Origin of the sequence: Neobacillus niacini (assembly GCF_000759675.1) — a bacterium.
Lineage (GTDB): Bacteria > Bacillota > Bacilli > Bacillales > Cytobacillaceae > Neobacillus > Neobacillus niacini_A.
Window position 1 is genome coordinate 93,000 of sequence record NZ_BAWM01000114.1, and the last position, 19,855, is coordinate 112,854.

Here is a 19,855-nt window from a genome sequence, read left to right on the forward strand (position 1 = left end):
ATACCAGAATAATCGAATTCCAGATCCCTTTGCTTTTTCTGCGAGCTTCTCTGCCACCCAGTTAAAGAAACCAAAACTTTCTAAAACAATTGCCATGACAATCGTTGCCATAATTGTAATGGCGGCACCACTTATGGTGTTTGAAATGATACCCAGGTCAGATAATGAAACACTTCCACTGAGTATGACAATAACCGCACCTATTGCAGCAGGTATTGCTTCATTGATCCCTCTAGGTCTCCAAAGAATAAATCCGAGGGTAACCAAAAAAGTTATGATCGTTACCCAGACGGTTAAATGTGTCATATTTTTCTCCTTTCATCTAACTAGTAATTCAGGATGTTTCCCTGAGACGACCTTACCTCCACGTTTTGGTGACTCCGCTAATGTCCCTCCCTTCCATCTATCCCTCTATGATGTAGTACATTATCTATATGTAACACGATAAAGACAGGCATTGGGTTTGTACCTATTTTTCAATAAATCAACTAGAGTCTAAGAAAATATAACCAGTAATTAACTGTGCCAAGACAGAAAGAACATACCTAATAAAAAGAATTTAGAAATGAATTAAGTGGATAGTAAGAATGAATTTACTAATAAAAAAAGCTAAGTATCTAATGGAAGAATTTATCATTAATATTAAATTGCAGGATTACTTCCTAAAGGCAAAAATAAAAAGCGATGCTTAATAAGCTTCGCTCGATATAGTTTATCCTTATTCTTAAACTACTGCTTTTGGCTTAAAGTAGGCATGTAATTTTCCTAGTTGGAATAACGAAGCAAATTGTGAAGAATTGTACTAGTACCATACCTCCTGTCACCCCCAACATTACAAGCTGTTCTGGCTTTCCTACGGCGTTGATGCAGCTCAAACGCAATCCTGTAAAAAAGTGACCTTCATGCAACAACCTCTTCACGAAATGCACCTTCATTTTTTCTCTAACTTCTTATGCTCATATAAACAAAAAATAATTGAAAATATTAGTTTTAATAAGTATATTTGATAAAGTAGCTTAAGAAAGTGACAGAAAAAACTTGGTGATCAACCGCTTTAAATGGAGGATTGGAGCATTGTGAAGTTAGGACCTCGAGTCATTAAAACAGGAATCGCTGTTACATTGGCCTTATATATTTGTTCTGTATTAAATCTTGAATCTGCAGTCTTTGCGGGAATTGCGGCCATTTTTACGCTTCAACCGTCAATTTACGGCACATGGAAACAAGTACGGAACCAAGTCCAAACCAATATACTTGGTGCGTTTATTGCTTTCCTGGGATTATACTTTCTAGGCAATGATCCATTATCAATTGGACTTGTTATCATTATTCTGATTTCAATTAGTTTGAAGCTAAAAATGGGAGAAACTATTTCGCTGACGGTAGTAACTGTGTTAGCGATTATGAGTGCACCAGGAAACGAAGATTGGATCTTTGCTTTGAACCGTTTTATCGTTACCTTTATCGGTATGGCAACGGCCTTATTGGTGAATATTTTTGTCTATCCACCAAATTACAAGAAAAATTACGTCAAAAAAATGAATGATGTTTTTCAAAATATATCTATTTTAATGAGAACCGCTATCTCTGACGAATTAACGGAAAAGACGTTTAAGGAGCAAATGGAACAAGTAGAGAATGATATTTTACTATTAGAAGAACAATTTAAGTTATTTGATGAAGAACGTGAAAAAATGGCCAAGGTAAATAAAATGGATGTACGTGAAATAGTCGTGTTTAAGCAAATGTTTAAATCTCTCCAACAGGGATTTATTGTCTTAGAGGATATTGATTCCTTCTATTTTACCTGTAAGCCTACACCTAAAGAAAATCAGCTCTTTGATCTACACCTAGAGTATTTAATCAAGTATCATGAGCTATTTTTATTAAAATATGATGGAAAAATAAAAATGGATGAGCCTTCATTGGAAGATGAGTTTATGAAACAAACAGAGGCCTTTTTAGAAAAAGTTATGCAATCATATAATGAAGATCATAAAATCGAAATGGCGGTCATAGGGGCTTCTATTTATAATTATGCCTTCCAACTGGACCGGTTGAACACGCTGGTAGAACAATATAGGAAGAAATCACAATAGAAAACAGAAGTTATAGGAAAGGAGAAGCTAGATTATATTCTGCTCCTCCTTTTTGAATTTATATATATTATTTTGTATGATCCTGGGTTTTAACCAAATTACTACTTTCGTACAAATTTCTATAAATTTCCGGCATTTTTGATCATTCGATTTTCGTTCATAATCCTTAATTCCCTGATATCGAGACTAATGAGGAGTGAAACCGATCACTGCTTTGTTATAGAAACGATTTTATATACACGATATTTTTATAAAAATCGTATTCTTGACAAATAAAAAACGTTTCTTACAATGTGTAAGAAACGTTGATTTCATCGCATTGGCAAGCGATAATTGATACCGGTGGTCGGGGTCGAACCGACACTCCTTACGGAACACGATTTTGAGTCAGGTTCTTAAGCCTTACACTCAAAAAGCTTGTATTAATAAGGCATTGAGCTTAATTGGAAAATTTCACTTCACACTATTCCCCAATTTTACGCCATTGACTGAAAACGGTCAATAGACTAGCTCGAATATTTAAAATTATAACCAGACTTATGTTGGCTGTTCCTTCTAATGCAACTGATGATACTTGAACGAGGAATGTTTAATATTTTGCTAGTTTCTGCAAGTGATTCAAATTCCAATCTTTTATTATCGCTCATGACTAATACTTTTTTCTTTTGTCTTTCACGAGCTCTTGCTTCATTTTCTTCAGCCGATACTACTGTACAATTTCCTAAACTGTAAATCCTCTTCCCTTTCAAATCTTTATCAAGTTGATACTTATTGCTATATAACAAATGACCGTTTTCTAAATGATGGTCAATATCTTCAATAAAGTTTTTGAAGTTGTGCCATCGTCCATCAACTGTCACACCTTTAGCCCCGTAGTATTTATAATGTGAGTTGCTTTTGACATAACATCGAGCCATCAAACCAGCCCAAGTGTAATATAATGGGTGCTTTTTAATGTTCATGATTACTTTCACCTTTCTATAATTTCTAAAAACAAACCGCAAAGCTTGTCAAAGCCTGCGGTTTAGTTGATTATTCAAAATGAGCTTCAAAAACTTCTTCAGGGATTTCTCCACAACGATAAGCTTTACCATTCATGATTTCAACTGTTTTGTATGAATATGTTGAACCGTGGTAAGGTGCAATATTTTTTAAATACCCTTCTGGTAAATCAGCAGGCAATGATGTTACATTTTCAAGTTTTTCAGAAACACTATCATGAAATACTTTAATTGCTTTGTGAACTGTGTCTTGCCATAAAATTTGTTCTTGAGGATTTTCAAAATCGTAACTGATAATATAATCGCTAGTTGTTCCTTCAACTTTGCTGATTAATGCTACTACATTTTTTCGAGTGTGTAATACTTCAGATAAATAAGTGAAGCGGTCTCCAACAACATAGCCAATAACATCGCTTACGCTAGAACCTTTGTGGCCATCAATGATAATTACATTATTTAAATCTCGATTCCAAAACATTGTTTTTGTTTTACCTCGACCTTTTTGCTCGAATAAAACATTTTCATCAAATTGACCTTCCTGATTTAATAAATAAATGTCTGCCATAATAATAATTCCTCCGTTTGATTTTTTTATTTTTGTTGATTACACGACTATTATATTGAAGAGTTTTTAAATGTTAGGTAACCTCAATATTTTTTTGAAAAAATTTTTTCTTCATTATAAAGCCAAAAAAAATAAGCCTTCCCGAAGAAAAGCTTGATAAAATAAAAAACACCAGCTGGATTCAACTGGTGGTGATTGGTGTATAGCGATTTAATATTCAATGAAAAAGTAAATTTCTTCTGGGTTGCTTTCGTAAAGATTTATTGTAAAGAAAAAACCATCGTTTCTGGCTATAAACTCTGCTTTCATTTCATCTTCGAGCACAAATGGGTCAAAAATCAGCTGATAATTTTCATTGTAAAATTTTACAATTCCTATTTGCTGACCAAAACAATCTTTGTACTCAAATTCTTCACCAAAAAGATTTTTTGCTCCGTAAAACATTATTTCGCCAATTTCATATTCTTCAAAAGCTTCTGATATGTGCTTCAAATCGGCAAGAATGTTATTCATATTTTCGTCCAATGATTTTAAAAACCTTGTTCCAGCTTTTATTTCGTCTAGCTCCAAAATTTCATCGTTTAAAATCTTTTCAAGCTCTTCATGATAGAATTTTTGCCACTGCATTCTCCAATCTTTATCTATGCCATTCATAGTATTTTCAACTGCTGTTTTAATGTGTCCTGGTGTAAACATTTCGTAACGAGCTGACCAACCTTTATCATCACATTTGATGGTGGTCAATGTTTGCTCTTTATCAACCACTAAGATAAAAAAAACATCTTCGCCACTTTCATCAACGTCTTTTTGAAGCTCGATGAAAATAATTTGTCCTTCCAATGCTTTTTTCAATTCATCAACTTTGTAATTGATAAGCCTTTCTAAACCTGTTGCTTGAATAAATTCTGTCATCTTAAATTACCTCCATAAATTTTGCTTCATTATGTAATTGGAGGATTTTTTGAAATTATTCCGTTTTAATGTACTACCCTGCTGGGCGTACTCTTATATTAGCACCACGAACCGAGCTTTGTCTACATTTTTTTCAGCTAAATCCGAACTATAAACATATATTAATAGCTTAATGTTCGTGTCTACTGAAGGGTAATTCTACTAATCAGAAGGTGTGCATTTTAAAATGCCTCAGGTGACATTTAACGTTTGGTGGGTGCTTCGAGGAAATATACGCTGACGGTCCAAAATCGAAATTTACCCCCGACAAATGCGAATTACAAAAATGAAAAAAAATAACGCCAGCGTTCAAAAGCTGACGTTTTAAATGCGAATTTAATATTAAAAAACAAAATATTTCGGCTCTACATCATTTTCATTTTTTGATTTCTCGTCCTTTAACATTTCTTCAATGAAATTCGCTTGGAAGGCAATTAGATTTTTGGAATAGTATTTATAATTTTGGTAAGTGCCAATCATCAATAATAATTGAGCAAAAATAATTAGACTTAACCCTATTGCTTTATACAAATTATCTACACCAAAATAAAAGAAAAAAGATAAGACAAAAGAAGTGGCTAAGCTATACAAAAGTGAACCTAAACCATGAATAGTAGAAAGAAAATACCTATAACGGTCAATAATATAATTCCTTTTTTGTTCTTCGGCACTTAGCAACAATTTGTGCCAATAAAATTCAATATAATAATAATCCTCATGGAAACTGCCTTTATCCTGATAATTTTCTATTTTTTCTTTTATTGGCTCAAGCGAATTCAATGTTTTTGGTCGTTTGAATAAGAAAAGAAATTTATAGGGTTCTCGTCTCTTAAAGAACCAAAGAAATTTTTTGGAAGGAATCCGTTTAAAAAAGAAAAAGAACCTTTCTTTGCTAATCCATTCCCAAGAAAAGTATAATTGATGAAATAAATAGCCAACAGGAACGCCAATTGACAATGATGTTACTAAAAGGCCAAAAATCTTAATAAAATTCATCTCATTAATTAACATATCGGTCAATGGGTCAATTACACTAAAGGCAGCTATCAAAATCCATGTAGTAAAAACCCACCCAGGGATTCCCCATCGTATTAAATATTTTGTTTCAAAATTCAAGTTATCACCTCCATTTCCACATTTTACTACATAGGACTAAAGACATTCAAAAAAAACGCTCTTATTCAGAGCGCTTTTGTTCTACTTGCCCAATCATTTTCGATTGAATTTTAATAGCTTCTGTCATTTCATCTTCTGTAATGACTTCTTTAGCAATCAATAAATTAATCAAAGCTTCAATCATGGTGTTGCTAATTGCTAATCCTACTTTCCCTTCCTTTAAAGGTTCCATTCATTTCACGTTCCTTTTCCAATTGTTCTTGAAGTATTGCAATATCATTGTTTAGCTTTTCTGTGTGTTCAAAAAAGTAAACCTGATATTTTGGATTTTCCCTGTTCCTAGCAGTGTATTCTAAATCATTCCCCATGCGGATTAATGATAATGCCATAGACTTCTTATAAATTAGCTTCATTCCCATAATAGCAACTCCTTAAAGCCCGTATTTTCTTAGTTCTTGGTTTATTTCAATTATGCAAGTCTGATTTCCAGTAGCATGATACAAAATTAAGTTCGTTGCAAATAGCTCATAAGATGATTCCATAATGGGAATGAAATTTTCTAAATGCTTCCTTTCATTGTAGGAAAATTCTTCTCCAGCCACTTCATCATAAACGATTCCATTCTTGATTTTTAATGGACGATTGCCAATCTCATCCCAAACGTATTTCGCCATGTTACCACTCTCCCAAAAATAGGTATTTTCTATATTGTAAGATGTCAAAAAAATGCCGTCCAGAGAAATCGTAGAAGCCTTGATAATACAGGATTAATTTAAATTAACTCTTTTATCCAAACTTAAAAATGGTTAAAATAAGAGAACTAGAAACGAAAGTAGAGGTTATCAAATGGAGAAAAACTTTGCGGTAGAAGTTTGGGGTAACCCTGGAAACTTAGGTGTATCAACAGAATTGTTCTATACGGAAAAAGAAGCAATAAAGCATTTTAAGGATATTCGGAAAAAATTGGACAGCACAAAATTTACATTTTCAAAAGAAAGTATCATTGATAAAGAAAATAATGATAATGCCATCTATATAACAAATCTAAAATATGATTTATAAAAAAGTAAGACCCGAAACGGGCCTTTTATTTTTCACATTTTACAGTAGAAACGTCTGTCATTTTTTGCAGTGTAGGTATTGGTTAATGCAATTATAGGTCTTCAAGAAAACTCTTAACTTCCTTATTAAACTCCAATACTTTTGAATTAATGTGAGCTTCCAACACTAAAAAAACTTGAAAAGCAGTATATTCGTACTCGTTAACTAATTCCTTTACCCCTGGACTGCTTAATGCTTCACGAGCCAATTCATCCTTGAAAATGTCATGTATGTTCAATAAAGCAGCCATAAATTTAGTGGATTTAGCTTTTTCATAATTTAATACATGAATACATACCTGATATTCTTCCTCAAAGTTTTTATCAAATATATCAAATAGCTTTTCGCTGGTTTCACTTAATTCTTTAAACAAATGACCACGAAATTCTATAAAATCACGAGCATAATTATATATTAATTTTTCATCCAGCAATTTTTCTGTCCCCATCCCCATAAGGGTATGATTCATATAATAAACATATAAATATGAATACAGATTTTTTAATTTTAATTTGGTAGAAACCCTTAACTCATCATCTTGCTTTTCTTTTTGCTTTTTAAAAGTAAGAATAACTGCAAGTATAGCTCCACAAATACTTATTATTGCACCGATAATGGAACCGATATACAGTACAATCGTATCTGTTTGGTTATTTTTCCCAAACGAATAAACAATAAAAGGGCTAATTACTCCGATTATAATTGAAATACCAATTGTAACAGTTAACCCAATGATAGAATCATCATAGACTGTTTTCCTTTCTCGATTAATACCTTTTCTCGGTATAAAAAATTCTGAAAATATAATAACTACGATAATGAAAATTACAATAAGACAAGAAACTAATAAAAAATCCAATTAAAATTGTTCCTCCTTCAAAATTGCTGATTCCCTTATTGTTCCATTATACCTTAAAAAGACCAATATTATTGTATAGTAGGATTGTACATTAGAAAGTGCTTAGACAGCAGTAAATATATATTTACGAAGGATATCATAGTCGATAAGGATAATCCTGATAATACTGTCTATCTTACTAAATTAGAAAAATAAAAACTGCCCAAAAGGAGCAGTTAAATTTCAAAATTCGCCCATTGTTTCAATAGATTTCTCATTCGCTCTGATGGAATATAACAATTCATTTGTTGTCCATTACGAATACAACCCCTGAATAAAAACTGTATTAAATCAGATACTGCCAACAAATCTTCATTGACTTCTACTCCACGAGATGTGAAAAACTGTTTATCATTTGGATTCATAAAACGATTATATACAAATGCCATAGCAGTTCGGTCAGCGTAATTGTTAGTTGCTCTGGCATTGAATGGCAAGAAATTGTCTTGTTCACGATTCCCTTTACTACTGCATTTACATTTTTTGCTTTTTACATCTGAAGCAACACCAGATAGTGTTGTCCAAAATAATTCATCAACACTGACCGAACAAATATTTGTAAAATAATTAATAAGATTATTTTTTATTTGTCCAATGTCTTGCTTGGTAGCTTTATCTTCAAACCATCCAGATGATAATTGAAAAAGCTTTATTTGCTTCAACTGCTTACCATTAGCATTTTCTTCCCTATGGTCAAAATTGTGATTTAATTTGCCTTCATAAATATCCAATAGCTGATACATTTGTTGTCGTGGTTCTGACAGGGGATTATATTCTATCAATTCATAGCGGTCTTCATTTTTTTGTACGCTGTATTTGTTGTAAGCAACATTGTGCATATCGTAGTAATACTTTTGCTCCTGAGCGTCAAACAGGTAAGTTAAAATGTAAACTTCTTCAAAGACTTCAAAAGCCCTTACATTCATTGTCCAATAGAAAGCCTGTTTTCCTTGTATGAACAAAGTGTCATTATCAGCCATAATTTTTATGTCTAAGAATTTGCTATTTTTATTTTTACCGTAATCTTCTTTGAGCCATATTACTTTGCCTAATTCTCCGATTTCAATAGCTTTTAATTCTAGCAGAATGTCAATATCCTCTTCACTAACATCATGCAGTGCTTCAATCACTTGAGCTGCTTCATCCATTATCAACGTATAACCTTCTCCAGCAATGTCATCTAATGTGTCAACGTCCAATCGCTTAAATATCTCATGAGTAGTAACAATATTTTCTCCACGTTCGACAAGCATTTTAAAATGCTCAACTTTAGAGCCTTTTCCTTTTGAAGGGTCTGGTTGAAAAAAATTCGCTCTAGTATTTTTAATCACTCGTTCAACTTCTTTTAAAAACGGTGTTATATAAATGTATTTTTTATCAGAACTTTGACCAAAACCCGCTATCTTTTCAACATCATTTATTTTTTGTATTGCCCATGAAGTCTTACCAGCACCACAAATGGCGTCTACTATATTAATTTTTGTTTTCATTTCATTTCATTCCCTCCGCTCGCTATATCACTTATTGTATTGTGAAAAAAACGAGTGTAAGGAAATGCTAGTCAAATATTCTTATAAACTATTTTTATCCCAAAAAACACGAAAAATGGGATAAAATTCAGAAAAAGTGTTGATTAGTCAACGCTGGTGACATAGGTGCTTATAAAGATTTAGTATATTTTCAAAAAAACAAATCACACAAAAACTACCGCAACTGAGCGCCAGCGAAGTTAAGGGAGCAACTTGCTTGCGACCTTGCCTCGCCAGAGAGGCCTGACGGAGTCTGAATAAACTAAAAAATAAAGAAAAGCATACTTAATCCTACCTAGCGAACTGTATATATTATTTGTAGACGATTGATAGATTAATAATCTATTGCTGATACGCTTAAATTCTATTAGCAGTGTATAAATCATATATCGGAGGTTTTCAAGGATGAAAGAGCAAAAACAATTAGAAACGCAAGTAACAAAATTGCCACCATATATTAAACAATGGTATGCAGAAAGAGCTAAAAAACTTGGTCAAAAGGTACAACCATTCACCAGCATGATTGTAATTCAATATGCTTTGGATAACGGTGCTAAAGAACCGATTGCGGAAGAACAACAACGGAAAAAAGTGCAGTATAACGATTATGGCGAAGTTATTAAGCTCGGTTTTTAAAATTGAATTTTTCGTTAATTACTCCAGTTGAAAAGTTTCCCTATTCACTGGTTTTTTCATTCAACAGTGATACAAGCAAATGCGTCTATTAACGAATTAGAAGGAGAATATATCATGCCTAGGACAAAAATATGTAGTAATTGTAACAAGAGGATACTCCAAAAAGAAGTGTGCAAATGTAAAAAAGCATGGAACAAAACAGTTTCGAATGAAAAGAATCAGCAATATGCTGATGAAAAGAAATTCTTTAATTCAATAAGATGGAAAAAGCTTAGGTGGGGAATCCTGGACCGTGATGAAGGAGTATGTATGCGCTGTTTGATTAAATTCAATTTGATTAAAACCAGCACACTTGAAGCACATCACATTAAATCACGCAAAAACTATCCTGAGTTACGTTGGGATGAAAGCAATTTAGTTACGCTCTGCAAATCATGTAACACTGAATTAGGAACCAATGATAAGCTTGACTTTGCTTTTGAACCAAAAGAAATCGAATACGAATATCATTTATAATGCCAACTGTTGATAGCAGTTGGTTTTGTTTTATCCCCCCCCTAGGTCTTTTTTAAATAGGCGGGAAACGAAGAGACTGAAGGGAGGGAGAAACACGAAAATCTAAATTCCCAGCAACAAGAATTTGAAAGGATGATATAAATGGCACAAGAGAAATTATTAGCCAATTCACGTAGAAACTTGTCAAAAGCACAAAGAGAATCTAAACAAATGGCTGAAAAAGCAGTTGTCACCAATGCTACTAAGCCTAAACCAAATGATAATGTCAAAAACAGAAAACCAATGCTCAAGTTATTCAATCAGCTCACGAAACTCAATGACCATTTTACACTGGCGGACAGTATTTCAATGAATACGCTGGTGTTTAACTTATATTTGAAATCCACAAACGAACAAAAGCTGCTAGCACTGGACGTGGATAGTGACGAGTGTGAACGGTACATACTCCGTCTCGAAAAATTTAACAAGCAAATAAATGAATCAATGAAGCAGTTGTGTATTCCACTTAATGCTCGTCTTTCGCTTGCCAATGATATGGCTAAAGTAATGATTGAAGAAAAGAAACTTGAGCAAATGATAGAAACAAATAAACCACAACCTATTAACCCATTACTCGCATTGCTGTTGGACGATGATGATGATGAATAAAAGCAATAGGGTTATAGGCTTTATAAAAATAACATGATTATACATGAAAAAGACATTGAGCCAAATTCAATGTCTTTTTTTAGAGTATTTACTTGTTTAATAATTTTTCCAACCTTTTATCTCTTCGTTTCTCTTTTTGTTGCTCTTTCCAATTTATAAATAATCTAGTCATCTTTTTCTTTGTATAATTTGAATCATAGGGCAAGCCTAATGATTTTCTTAATAAATTGTAGTTTATCAAAACATGGTCTAGCAATTTTCGGTTATCATCAAAATAACTATATTCCCCGTTCGAGTGGTATATAACCTCTTTTAATTGCCAAAGTAACGAATCGAGTTCAGCATCGACCAATTCATAATTGTTTTCAATAATTTCGTTTATGGCTAATATTTGTGAATCATTAATTCCTTCATAGCCATCTCCAGGAATTATTCCAGTGCTCAATTCTTTTATAATAGGTGTATAAACCTTTTTTAAAATATCAGTTTTGTATCCAATACTTTGTGTTCTAAATTCCTTTTTAATATTGAAATAATAACTAAAAAACGAGGTTATAAATATCGTTACTGCAGAACTGGCAAGAGCGATAATAATTTCTCTCAAAATTTTCCCCCCACAAAATTATTTTTGAAATTTGTCTATTTTATAGCTTAATTCCGATAATAATATACCTTTATTTTCAATTGGAACGTATACTATTTCTCTTTATATTCGGCATACAAATTGTCATAAAGCTCACTTGTTTGCAAATTTTTGAGCTCCTTCATGGTATATCTAACAAATCTTTCATGGAAATCCAATAGATAGCTAGCAGAGTTTATCATATCTTCCGCATCTTTCTTGCCAATTTCCTCCTTAGGTGTCCTATATCCGGTATCAAATATACTGACATAAATTGAATTATTCTTTTTATCGTTTAATTCGGTTACTAGAGATTTAAGTTCCTCGATTGAAAAATCATCGTCCCAATCTAAAATCATTTGATACATTTCTATTTTAGCAGTATGGTTTCTTAACCTTTTTAATAAATGATTAGTATCATATTTATGATTGTTCATTATCCCAATCATATAGGTATTTAACATCGGCAATTTGGAAGTTTCTTCTGTTGAAAAGTGTGCTAAAGTATATGCCCGCTGATATTTACCATGAAAGAATAATATTTTTGATTCTTCAAGTAAATCTTTACCATTTTGGTAACAATCATGAAACATTTTATATAAAATCTCATAAGTCAACTTCAAAATTTTCACTCCTTTATACTAAGAAGATGTTATCTTTTTATACCATTATATCAATTGATGTTTATAACAACCATTAGTTAGGAGTAGCTTGTGGTTTTGTTATGGTTTATTAGATTTGTATTTATATATTAAAATCATCAAAGCTTGACCGACCAGTGCGTTTTAGGTGCTATTGCTTTATTTTCTTAATAGTTAAAATTACCCGATTAGTTGTGAACTGTGATAACGATTAACAAATATTGGAATTGAATATTAATATTCAAAACTACCGAAAAATAACTTGTATATATTAGATATACAAGTTAAGGAGATATGGGGATGATACTGTATTATTGCTGAATAATTTATATACAAGAATGTGATTTGTATAGTAATTTTGCGTCTCTTTTGAGCGACTCAGAAATAGTCAAATGCCAGGTTCTTTTACTCTTGTTCCATTTCTTATGGTTTAAGAAAGCCTTCCAATTAAGTTCGTAAATTGCCTGCAGCGTAAAATCATTATCAAGTATGACAATAATAACATACTCAAATTTTTGCTCCTGTGGGAGTTTAGAATCTGGGTCATTAAGTCCATTAAAAACTCCTGTAGTCGCACTGGTAACTGTTTTAATACTGTAACGATTTCCTTTTAAATCAATAGCATCAATACCTTGTGTCCCAATGTCCATAATTTGTAAGTCGGAGAGCGATAGAGTCTCATTGTAATGCTTTAATGCAAAGTATTCACCCAGTTCCCCAATAACATTTCTAGTTCTTATCATGTCTCTAGCCTTTAATTCATTTAACCAATGACCATGCACTTGGACGAGTGTCAAAGCATCCATTTTGATAAACAACTCTTGAATGTTAGTACTCATTAAAATCCCTCCTTATTACAGTATTAATACATTTTTACCATATTAATGAAATTAATTCATCTTATCATTAATGAAAAAGCGGAAAGAATTTCAATTATAAAATACTGATTTTATTGAGTTTTATCCTTACATTTTGTTTTAGAACAATATAATAATATTAATTCCGAATTTGATTACAAAAGAACTAGCCGAGTCCATTAGGGCTCGGTTATTTTTCATATTAATAAAATATTATATAAAGCTATGTGTCTCTTTTTGTCTTTTTTCGTCGAAACCCCCACTAAAGTCTATATGACTGGTATATTTAATTTAGGTAAATTTACTTAATTATACATAATGACAAGTATATAGAATAAAAAAGAGGGGAAAGGATATACTAATGGTTTTCAAAAGTCAAACAGACATGCCAGAAAGTTGCCCACCATCAAATGCTGCTCCGAACAATGTCGAGCCTGTATATAGATTCATTGAAAATGAAACCGTTGGAGAAATTGATTTTCTTAATCACAAGGAAAGAAAAAAGCGTTATCCTTCAGAAAAAACTTGTGAAGCTCTTGCTATATCATTCTTTACAACAACACGAGCTGCACAAAGGGCTGGGAGAAATTTTAAAAATTTAAAAGGTAAGATATTTGCAGAAGGGAAAATCACGTCTGAATGTGGAATACATAATATAGAAAACGGTCATTTAAATCTTTGGCTTTTTCAAGGCGTAGATATGCTAAAAGTATTTTTAGGAGAGGAAGATAGAGGTGAAACCAATTAAATATACTGACTTAGAACAGTCAGAAATTATTCATACATTTGAATATTATGATTTCCCTCTATTCTTTATTTCAAAATCTCCTTCCAATGGGTTGTTTTTAAATTATTATGTAGAAGAAATTGAAGAAAATATTGATAAATGGCTTTTTAGTAGGATAACTAGCAAAGAACTTAGGAATCTAGTTGAAGTCAGGCTTTCTGTATTAGATTTGCTAAATCTTTTATTTAACAAAAAACGTCTTTATCATCTCTATATTGATTCGGCTTTAAATCATCCAAATGAAGAGTTGAATTTGGAATTAGTGGATGCCAGTAATCTTGACAAAGAGAGCTTTCCTGAAGAAGATTTCTTTGTAGAATATGATTATGTTACAAAACAGAATCTTGTTAAAGTTGAGCAAGACATAATTGATAGCTCAAGGTTTAAGATGGTATTAAGAGACGATAGGAATAGTCATGATATAAGCCTAGATTTATTTTTAGAAGTTCTTAGCAACTTAAAAGAGTCTATAAACGATATTGCATATGATATTGGGAGTAAATTAATGGGACAAAAACCTACCCATGAAATTAACTTAAGAGTGCATTCTTTACAGCCATCTTCATTTGGTATATGGCTCATAACAGAACCAATGGAACCCGACCTGTTTGAAGTTCCTGAAAAATCCTTAAACAATCTTTTTAAATTAATTGATGACATTCAACATAAAAGTCCAATTGAAATTGAAGAACAGATAGACATTGATGAAGAATACTCAATAGAAACAATAAAAAGTGTTAAAAATATGCTTAAAGATATTGTTGATAATGATTTTTCATTAACTTTAGAAGCAAACACCAAAGTTCAAATGATGCCGATAGAAGTGAAGTTCGATAAAGCATCTTACAGTAAATTAGATGTTTTAAATAAGATTCTTAAAGACAAAAGCCAAAAGCTTACTGAAGAGATAGATGTTGAAGGTGTATTAACATCAATAAATACTTCTTATAATAAATTTAGAATTTCTACTACTTCTATTGGAGAAATTGGCGGGAAGATGTCAAAAGAAATTTTTAAAGAATTAAAAAAGGACAATAACCTTCAGTTTAGAGTTCCAAGTTCAATAAAAGCAACTATTAAGAAAGAAATTGTAAATGATTATTTAGAAGAAGAATATTACGAAAAATACACTCTTATTCATTTTGAGCAGCCCGAATAATTTAGGCTGTTTTTCTTCATTTTATCTTTTATTAATTTCGTGATTGACCACTAAGACCACCAGTGCATTGAGCATTGGTGGTTTATTTATGTCCGAATATTAAACCTCCGAGTATAATAATTAAACATCAAAGCCGGTCATCCAGTGGATTGTAAAATTTCTCCGATAAACTTTTCACTTTTACCTTACAAATTGTAAAACATCAATATAATGACTTTGGTAATCAAACAAGTCGGAGGAAATATCAATGAAAACTAATGTTGAAGAGTATGTAGAATTAGAAGAAAAGTTATATCCAATTCGTGAAAACTGGCATTTATTAAAACCATATTTAAAAGATGAAGACGTCCAAAAGGTTCTAAATGAAGCCATGACTGCTTTTTGTGAAGAACACACAAAATACGGCAAAATGTGGACGCTAGGTGATGCTCCATGGGAATACACAACAACGGATTATTGGGACCATAGAATTATGGAAGCCGTGAATGAAGACGAACAACATCAGGAAGAAAGTAAAGCATTAGAAAAAGAATGGGCTGTCAGACTTTATGGCAAAGATGCTGTCCTATATGAATTATGGGACGACCTATGGGAGAATGAGGAATATCGTGAACAAGATAATTTACTTTTTGAAAAATATTACAAAATACATTCACCTCAAGCAGGAATGATGGAATGGTATCAATTCATTCATGGGTGCCACTGGATAAATCAGTTTACAGCTGCTTTAGTTTCAAAAGCATTAAATGTAGAGGCATACGTCTATGAAACTACCACTCATACTTGTGCCACATTTGTAAAGGATGATTTTGTTTATTATGCAGATGTTCAACTCGAATGGGAAAACCTAGATGAATTACTTGATTTCATGGGAGAAGATGTTGATTATTACCCTATATTTCCATAAGGGTTAAAACTAGATTTTTAGCTAAGTCAATAGACTTAGCTATTATTTTTATATAGAAAACTTACATCAGAAATATATAATTAATTTTGTTCGATATATAGCCTTTATATACTTTCTATATAGGTTTTATTCTTTTGCAATCAATAGTAGATATAACTTTTATATCACTGCTTAACATCGAAATTCTCCTGTATAAATTCCATTTCTTCTTCAGGTGAAGCAATTTCATATGCTCTACCAATAGTACCGCCTTGTAAATCCCAAATTTCATTATGTGCTATTATTACATTTACAAAATAGTCTTTTTCCCACTCGTACAGAATCTCCAAATATAAATCAGCATTTGCATATTCTCTCCTGTTTTCTTCCACTACTTGTATTAATCGCTTAACTCGCTCTGGAGTTAATGGTAAAGCTCCCCATTTCTTTTTGGCTAATACCTTTTGATGGGACATCTTATGTATGGCTAATTGTACTTTCATTTCACTCATATCTATTGGAAATTCGGTTTCAATCGTGTTTTCTTTTTCATTTACTTGAACCACCATTTCGCCATAAGATGTTTTTTCTTTTTTTACAGTAACATCAGCTTTATTAAGATAAAAATATCCTGTCAATAAAGTGCCAGCTACCACTGTAATTAGTAATAATTTCCTTTTCATTTTTTCCCTGCACCCATTCAGTAAATATATCTGTTTTTTCAAAATTATATCAAATATTCATACCAATTTCAGGGAAAAATTTTTGAATCTTCAGCTTCCCATTGTTCAATCTTTTTCTTATGTGCTTCCCAACCACCTTTGCTTTCCACATATTCCAGCTTTTCTTCAAGCACTGGGTCAAAGACTAGAACTGCATTAAACATTTCATACATAACTAAAGCGAATATTAATACGGTTGTTATTGCCATCGCTGTCATTTGTACTACCGAGTTTTTAAATATAGCTTTAATTACCTTCATTTTCAGCGCTCCAATTGATATTCTTTTTAATTTTATTTAAAGCAACATCGACACTCGATACTAAATCGTGTAGCTCATTGTTAGAAACAACGGAGAAATTTTCCCCGTTATTCCTATTAACTTTGATACTGCTGTTAATCAGTTTTAAACAACTTTTAATTAATGCTAAATCGTTTGTAATGGCCTTTTTGCTCAATAAGTCCTCATTCTTGAGGTTCAACAGCTTTCGCCTCTCCTTCACCTTCCATAATTGAATATTGATATTCAAGAATTACTGATTCAACCAGTCGAAATACGGTAAATCACCGGTACTGCTAAATTCTACTTTTCCGTTTTTCAAGTCGACCTTATGAGCCATATTTCTAACTGCTCCTCGGGCATAACTTTTAATCCTATGTGCTGGTACTCGTTTATAGGCTTCAGTTTCTAGTTTTTCATTAACGAACGTTTCAATAAGTGTGAGCCATGCTTGTTTACTCCATCTGTTAGGTGCAAATTCACTGTAGCAAGAATTACAGGCGTCAATTAAAGCAATTTTAAATTGGATTGGATTTAAAAAGTTGTTAATGCCTTGTAAATTAACAAATGTTTCTTTCTCTTTATTTTGTTTTTCTTTGTTTGTTTCTAATACTTTATTTAATAGGTGTCGATTTTCAACTGTTGATGGTGAACTGTTGACCATCAACTGTTCAAATTCGACAATTGAAGAATCCACAATTTTTGGATTAACAGTTTCATTGAGTTGTCGATTTTCACCAATGGAAAGTAAATGCGTAAAGCTTTCACTCAGTGCGATTATTTTAAACCCACCTTGATTTACCTCGGCAATCATAGTTAGAACTTCACTATCGTCAAAAGCTACGTCACTGACTTGATAATAATACAAAGTCTTTTTTCCTTCTCGATATTTAATGGTGACCCAGTACTTTTTCGCTTCCAGTTCCTTTATTGCGTTGGTTATTGGTCCTCGTCCAAACTTGCTGTACAATTGCATTTTAGAAATTACCCAGCTTTCAGGCAGGCTCATGAGATGACTGATAAGACCGATTGAACGAATATCTTCAAGTTCCTGTAAAACTCCGTTATGAATTTGAGCGTAATCACTTGTTTTCCTTCTTTTAATAATTCCATTCATACCGCAATTTCCCCTTTTTACTTCATCGAATAAATTTGCTACAATGAAGTTAGATTTTTTAGGAATCGTTCCCTTCTGGTCGCCAAACTGTGGGGGAACGATTCTTTTTAATTTCAGCAAGAAATCAATGTAGTTATAGTAGTTACTATATAAATACGTTAATCTCTTGCAATTTTCTATTTGTGTAAACTTTTCAATAATATCACATGCTCCGAGCCTTCTAAACTCTTTTCTTTTCAAAAAATATTGCTTAAAGCACCATATTGTTTATGGCTTTCTGCTACATCTTTTGACCATAAGTTTACGTATTTCTTTGTGATTTCTAAAGAAGTATGACCCAGCAATTGTTGTAAGTGAAAAGCATTTCCACCGTTTTGAATGAAAAATTTAGCTGAAGTATGTCTGAATGTATGCGCTGATACTCGAACATTTGTAATTCCAGATAATTTGGCATAATGTTCAATCCTGTTTTGTATGCTCCGTTTTTTGAGTTCGTCCCCATCAACATTGATGAATAGCTTATCAGTGTGACAATTGCCTCGAATTTTAATCCAAATATCCATTTGTTCCTTCAGTTTTTTGCTCATGGGAACCACACGTTCAAAAAATGTTTTGGTTTCCCTTATTACAATTTCATGTTCTTTTACATCGGCAAGTTCTATACTAACCAGCTCATTAAGTCGAATTGCTGTATCAAGCATTAAAAGCATAATTGTGTAATCACGAATGCCAACAAAAGTACGTTTGTCACAAAGAGAAAATAATAGTTTCACCTGTTCCTTTGAAAATGATGGCACAACTTCTTTGCGTTGTTTCATAAGCTTTACGTTTGCCATCGGATTCTTTTTGATGTGTTTATTGTTATACAAGAAATTGAAAAAACATCGTAGCGCTCGTAGCTTTGTGTTTATGGTGGTTGTTTTCAACCCCCTTTCTTGCATATCCAATATCAATAATTTAATGTCACGCTCAATCATCGTGACCAGTGGCTGGTTTTTTGATTGTAAATTTTCTCGATAGTATTTGATGGTATGAGGTCGTAAATTTTTAAGATGGCATTCTTCGTAGAATAATTTTAGAGCTTCTTCGTCAGTTGTGACGAATGTTGTCTTGGTGGAAATTCGTATTTCATCATCGGTTAATAAGCTTCTTCTTTTGCTCACTGCACACTACCCCCGCACACTTTTAGTGGTTATTTTGTCGTGTGAAATAAACACAAAAAAAGCTCCATGCAATTAAGCATGAAGCCTTGGTAATACTGCTTTTCATGATACCGGTGGTCGGGGTCGAACCGACACTCCTCACGGAACACGATTTTGAGTCGTGCGCGTCTGCCAATTCCGCCACACCGGCAAATCTTTGGCAGGGGTAGTAGGAATTGAACCCACACCAAAGGTTTTGGAGACCTTCGTTCTACCTTTAAACTATACCCCTAAATATGGTGGAGGGGGACGGATTCGAACCGCCGAACCCGGAGGGAGCGGATTTACAGTCCGCCGCGTTTAGCCACTTCGCTACCCCTCCACTTAAAAAAAGTGGTGCCGGCGAGAGGACTTGAACCCCCAACCTACTGATTACAAGTCAGTTGCTCTACCAATTGAGCTACCCCGGCACATATTAAATATTATTTACTTCGTGAAGTAATCATGGTGGAGGATGACGGGATCGAACCGCCGACCCTCTGCTTGTAAGGCAGATGCTCTCCCAGCTGAGCTAATCCTCCATA

At 32.8% G+C, this 19,855-nt stretch carries 26 protein-coding genes and 5 tRNA genes; 8 read left to right on the forward strand and 23 right to left on the reverse strand.

Annotated elements, in window-relative coordinates; translation table 11 throughout:
- Positions 1 to 306, reverse strand: a 306-nt coding sequence (locus TR08_RS33430; protein WP_045522732.1) for an ArsB/NhaD family transporter, incomplete at its 3' end; no start/stop codon positions are given.
- A 770-nt stretch (positions 307 to 1,076) separates the two neighbouring features.
- Here TR08_RS33430 and TR08_RS24585 point away from each other — a divergent pair.
- Positions 1,077 to 2,099, forward strand: a complete 1,023-nt coding sequence (locus TR08_RS24585; protein ID WP_052427625.1) for an FUSC family protein — start codon at positions 1,077 to 1,079, stop codon at positions 2,097 to 2,099.
- Positions 2,100 to 2,605: 506 nt separating this feature from the next.
- Here TR08_RS24585 and TR08_RS24590 read toward each other — a convergent pair.
- The 7 genes from TR08_RS24590 to TR08_RS24615 all read right to left on the reverse strand — a co-directional run bounded on the left by TR08_RS24590 (position 2,606) and on the right by TR08_RS24615 (position 6,406).
- Complete coding sequence (locus tag TR08_RS24590; protein ID WP_045522735.1) at positions 2,606 to 3,061, reverse strand: hypothetical protein; 456 nt, start codon at positions 3,059 to 3,061, stop codon at positions 2,606 to 2,608.
- 70 nt (positions 3,062 to 3,131) lie between these two features.
- Positions 3,132 to 3,665 (reverse strand): hypothetical protein, encoded by a 534-nt coding sequence (locus tag TR08_RS24595; RefSeq protein ID WP_045522736.1) that lies wholly within the window; start codon positions 3,663 to 3,665, stop codon positions 3,132 to 3,134.
- 210 nt (positions 3,666 to 3,875) lie between these two features.
- Complete coding sequence (locus TR08_RS24600; RefSeq protein ID WP_045522738.1) at positions 3,876 to 4,577, reverse strand: hypothetical protein; 702 nt, start codon at positions 4,575 to 4,577, stop codon at positions 3,876 to 3,878.
- A 381-nt stretch (positions 4,578 to 4,958) separates the two neighbouring features.
- Positions 4,959 to 5,732, reverse strand: coding sequence for a hypothetical protein (locus tag TR08_RS24605; protein WP_045522740.1), 774 nt, complete (start codon positions 5,730 to 5,732; stop codon positions 4,959 to 4,961).
- A 61-nt stretch (positions 5,733 to 5,793) separates the two neighbouring features.
- Positions 5,794 to 5,964 carry a hypothetical protein gene (locus TR08_RS32810; RefSeq protein ID WP_193747845.1) on the reverse strand — a complete coding sequence of 57 codons (171 nt, stop codon included), beginning with the start codon at positions 5,962 to 5,964 and terminating at the stop codon, positions 5,794 to 5,796.
- Positions 5,924 to 6,151 carry a hypothetical protein gene (locus TR08_RS24610; RefSeq protein WP_045522741.1) on the reverse strand — a complete coding sequence of 76 codons (228 nt, stop codon included), beginning with the start codon at positions 6,149 to 6,151 and terminating at the stop codon, positions 5,924 to 5,926. The genes TR08_RS32810 and TR08_RS24610 overlap by 41 nt, the downstream gene beginning before the upstream one ends.
- 12 nt (positions 6,152 to 6,163) lie before the next feature.
- Positions 6,164 to 6,406, reverse strand: a complete 243-nt coding sequence (locus TR08_RS24615; protein WP_045522743.1) for a hypothetical protein — start codon at positions 6,404 to 6,406, stop codon at positions 6,164 to 6,166.
- Between the two features lie 172 nt (positions 6,407 to 6,578).
- Here TR08_RS24615 and TR08_RS24620 point away from each other — a divergent pair, with 172 nt between their 5' ends.
- Entirely contained in the window at positions 6,579 to 6,794 is a 216-nt protein-coding gene (locus TR08_RS24620) for a hypothetical protein (RefSeq protein WP_045522745.1), read from the forward strand.
- 91 nt (positions 6,795 to 6,885) lie between these two features.
- On the opposite strand, the gene TR08_RS24625 is transcribed toward TR08_RS24620, so the two are convergent.
- Positions 6,886 to 7,692, reverse strand: a complete 807-nt coding sequence (locus TR08_RS24625) for a hypothetical protein (RefSeq protein WP_045522747.1) — start codon at positions 7,690 to 7,692, stop codon at positions 6,886 to 6,888.
- A gap of 215 nt (positions 7,693 to 7,907) precedes the next feature.
- Positions 7,908 to 9,221 carry a hypothetical protein gene (locus tag TR08_RS24630; protein WP_045522754.1) on the reverse strand — a complete coding sequence of 438 codons (1,314 nt, stop codon included), beginning with the start codon at positions 9,219 to 9,221 and terminating at the stop codon, positions 7,908 to 7,910.
- Between the two features lie 444 nt (positions 9,222 to 9,665).
- Here TR08_RS24630 and TR08_RS24635 point away from each other — a divergent pair, with 444 nt between their 5' ends.
- The 3 genes from TR08_RS24635 to TR08_RS24645 all read left to right on the forward strand — a co-directional run bounded on the left by TR08_RS24635 (position 9,666) and on the right by TR08_RS24645 (position 11,060).
- Positions 9,666 to 9,896 (forward strand): hypothetical protein, encoded by a 231-nt coding sequence (locus TR08_RS24635; RefSeq protein ID WP_045522756.1) that lies wholly within the window; start codon positions 9,666 to 9,668, stop codon positions 9,894 to 9,896.
- A 114-nt stretch (positions 9,897 to 10,010) separates the two neighbouring features.
- Positions 10,011 to 10,412, forward strand: coding sequence for an HNH endonuclease (locus TR08_RS24640; RefSeq protein ID WP_045522758.1), 402 nt, complete (start codon positions 10,011 to 10,013; stop codon positions 10,410 to 10,412).
- Between the two features lie 141 nt (positions 10,413 to 10,553).
- Positions 10,554 to 11,060, forward strand: coding sequence for a hypothetical protein (locus tag TR08_RS24645; RefSeq protein ID WP_045522762.1), 507 nt, complete (start codon positions 10,554 to 10,556; stop codon positions 11,058 to 11,060).
- Positions 11,061 to 11,148: 88 nt separating this feature from the next.
- Here TR08_RS24645 and TR08_RS24650 read toward each other — a convergent pair whose 3' ends face one another.
- From TR08_RS24650 to TR08_RS24660, 3 genes are all read right to left on the reverse strand, one after another.
- Positions 11,149 to 11,664, reverse strand: a complete 516-nt coding sequence (locus TR08_RS24650) for a hypothetical protein (RefSeq protein ID WP_045522764.1) — start codon at positions 11,662 to 11,664, stop codon at positions 11,149 to 11,151.
- Between the two features lie 92 nt (positions 11,665 to 11,756).
- Positions 11,757 to 12,305: an AbiV family abortive infection protein gene (locus tag TR08_RS30545; protein ID WP_052427626.1), complete on the reverse strand. Its 549-nt coding sequence runs from the start codon at positions 12,303 to 12,305 to the stop codon at positions 11,757 to 11,759.
- Positions 12,306 to 12,649: 344 nt separating this feature from the next.
- A complete protein-coding gene (locus TR08_RS24660) occupies positions 12,650 to 13,162 on the reverse strand; it encodes a hypothetical protein (protein ID WP_045522765.1) in 513 nt (170 codons plus the stop codon).
- Between the two features lie 379 nt (positions 13,163 to 13,541).
- On the opposite strand from TR08_RS24660, the gene TR08_RS24665 reads away from it, so the two are divergent.
- The 3 genes from TR08_RS24665 (at position 13,542) to TR08_RS24675 (ending at position 16,033) form a co-directional block, all read left to right on the forward strand.
- Positions 13,542 to 13,928: a hypothetical protein gene (locus tag TR08_RS24665; RefSeq protein WP_045522767.1), complete on the forward strand. Its 387-nt coding sequence runs from the start codon at positions 13,542 to 13,544 to the stop codon at positions 13,926 to 13,928.
- Positions 13,915 to 15,126: a DUF6575 domain-containing protein gene (locus TR08_RS24670; RefSeq protein ID WP_045522768.1), complete on the forward strand. Its 1,212-nt coding sequence runs from the start codon at positions 13,915 to 13,917 to the stop codon at positions 15,124 to 15,126. The genes TR08_RS24665 and TR08_RS24670 overlap by 14 nt, the downstream gene beginning before the upstream one ends.
- Positions 15,127 to 15,373: 247 nt before the next feature.
- Positions 15,374 to 16,033, forward strand: coding sequence for a hypothetical protein (locus TR08_RS24675; protein ID WP_045522769.1), 660 nt, complete (start codon positions 15,374 to 15,376; stop codon positions 16,031 to 16,033).
- Between the two features lie 164 nt (positions 16,034 to 16,197).
- Here TR08_RS24675 and TR08_RS24680 read toward each other — a convergent pair whose 3' ends face one another.
- From TR08_RS24680 to TR08_RS24725, 10 genes are all read right to left on the reverse strand, one after another.
- Positions 16,198 to 16,695 carry a DUF6241 domain-containing protein gene (locus TR08_RS24680; RefSeq protein WP_045522770.1) on the reverse strand — a complete coding sequence of 166 codons (498 nt, stop codon included), beginning with the start codon at positions 16,693 to 16,695 and terminating at the stop codon, positions 16,198 to 16,200.
- Positions 16,696 to 16,763: 68 nt separating this feature from the next.
- Positions 16,764 to 16,994, reverse strand: a complete 231-nt coding sequence (locus tag TR08_RS24685) for a hypothetical protein (protein WP_045522771.1) — start codon at positions 16,992 to 16,994, stop codon at positions 16,764 to 16,766.
- Positions 16,981 to 17,214, reverse strand: coding sequence for a hypothetical protein (locus TR08_RS24690; protein ID WP_052427627.1), 234 nt, complete (start codon positions 17,212 to 17,214; stop codon positions 16,981 to 16,983). The genes TR08_RS24685 and TR08_RS24690 overlap by 14 nt, the downstream gene beginning before the upstream one ends.
- A gap of 51 nt (positions 17,215 to 17,265) precedes the next feature.
- On the reverse strand, positions 17,266 to 18,129 hold the full coding sequence (locus tag TR08_RS24695; RefSeq protein WP_045522839.1) for a hypothetical protein: 864 nt from the start codon (positions 18,127 to 18,129) through the stop codon (positions 17,266 to 17,268).
- A gap of 236 nt (positions 18,130 to 18,365) precedes the next feature.
- Positions 18,366 to 19,292 carry a tyrosine-type recombinase/integrase gene (locus TR08_RS24700; RefSeq protein ID WP_045522772.1) on the reverse strand — a complete coding sequence of 309 codons (927 nt, stop codon included), beginning with the start codon at positions 19,290 to 19,292 and terminating at the stop codon, positions 18,366 to 18,368.
- A gap of 108 nt (positions 19,293 to 19,400) precedes the next feature.
- Positions 19,401 to 19,482: transfer RNA gene (locus tag TR08_RS24705), tRNA-Leu, on the reverse strand.
- A gap of 7 nt (positions 19,483 to 19,489) precedes the next feature.
- Positions 19,490 to 19,563, reverse strand: a tRNA-Trp gene (locus tag TR08_RS24710).
- Between the two features lie 5 nt (positions 19,564 to 19,568).
- Positions 19,569 to 19,653 (reverse strand) — tRNA-Tyr (locus tag TR08_RS24715).
- A gap of 12 nt (positions 19,654 to 19,665) precedes the next feature.
- Positions 19,666 to 19,741, reverse strand: a tRNA-Thr gene (locus TR08_RS24720).
- 35 nt (positions 19,742 to 19,776) lie between these two features.
- Positions 19,777 to 19,852, reverse strand: a tRNA-Val gene (locus tag TR08_RS24725).
- Positions 19,853 to 19,855 lie beyond the last annotated feature (3 nt).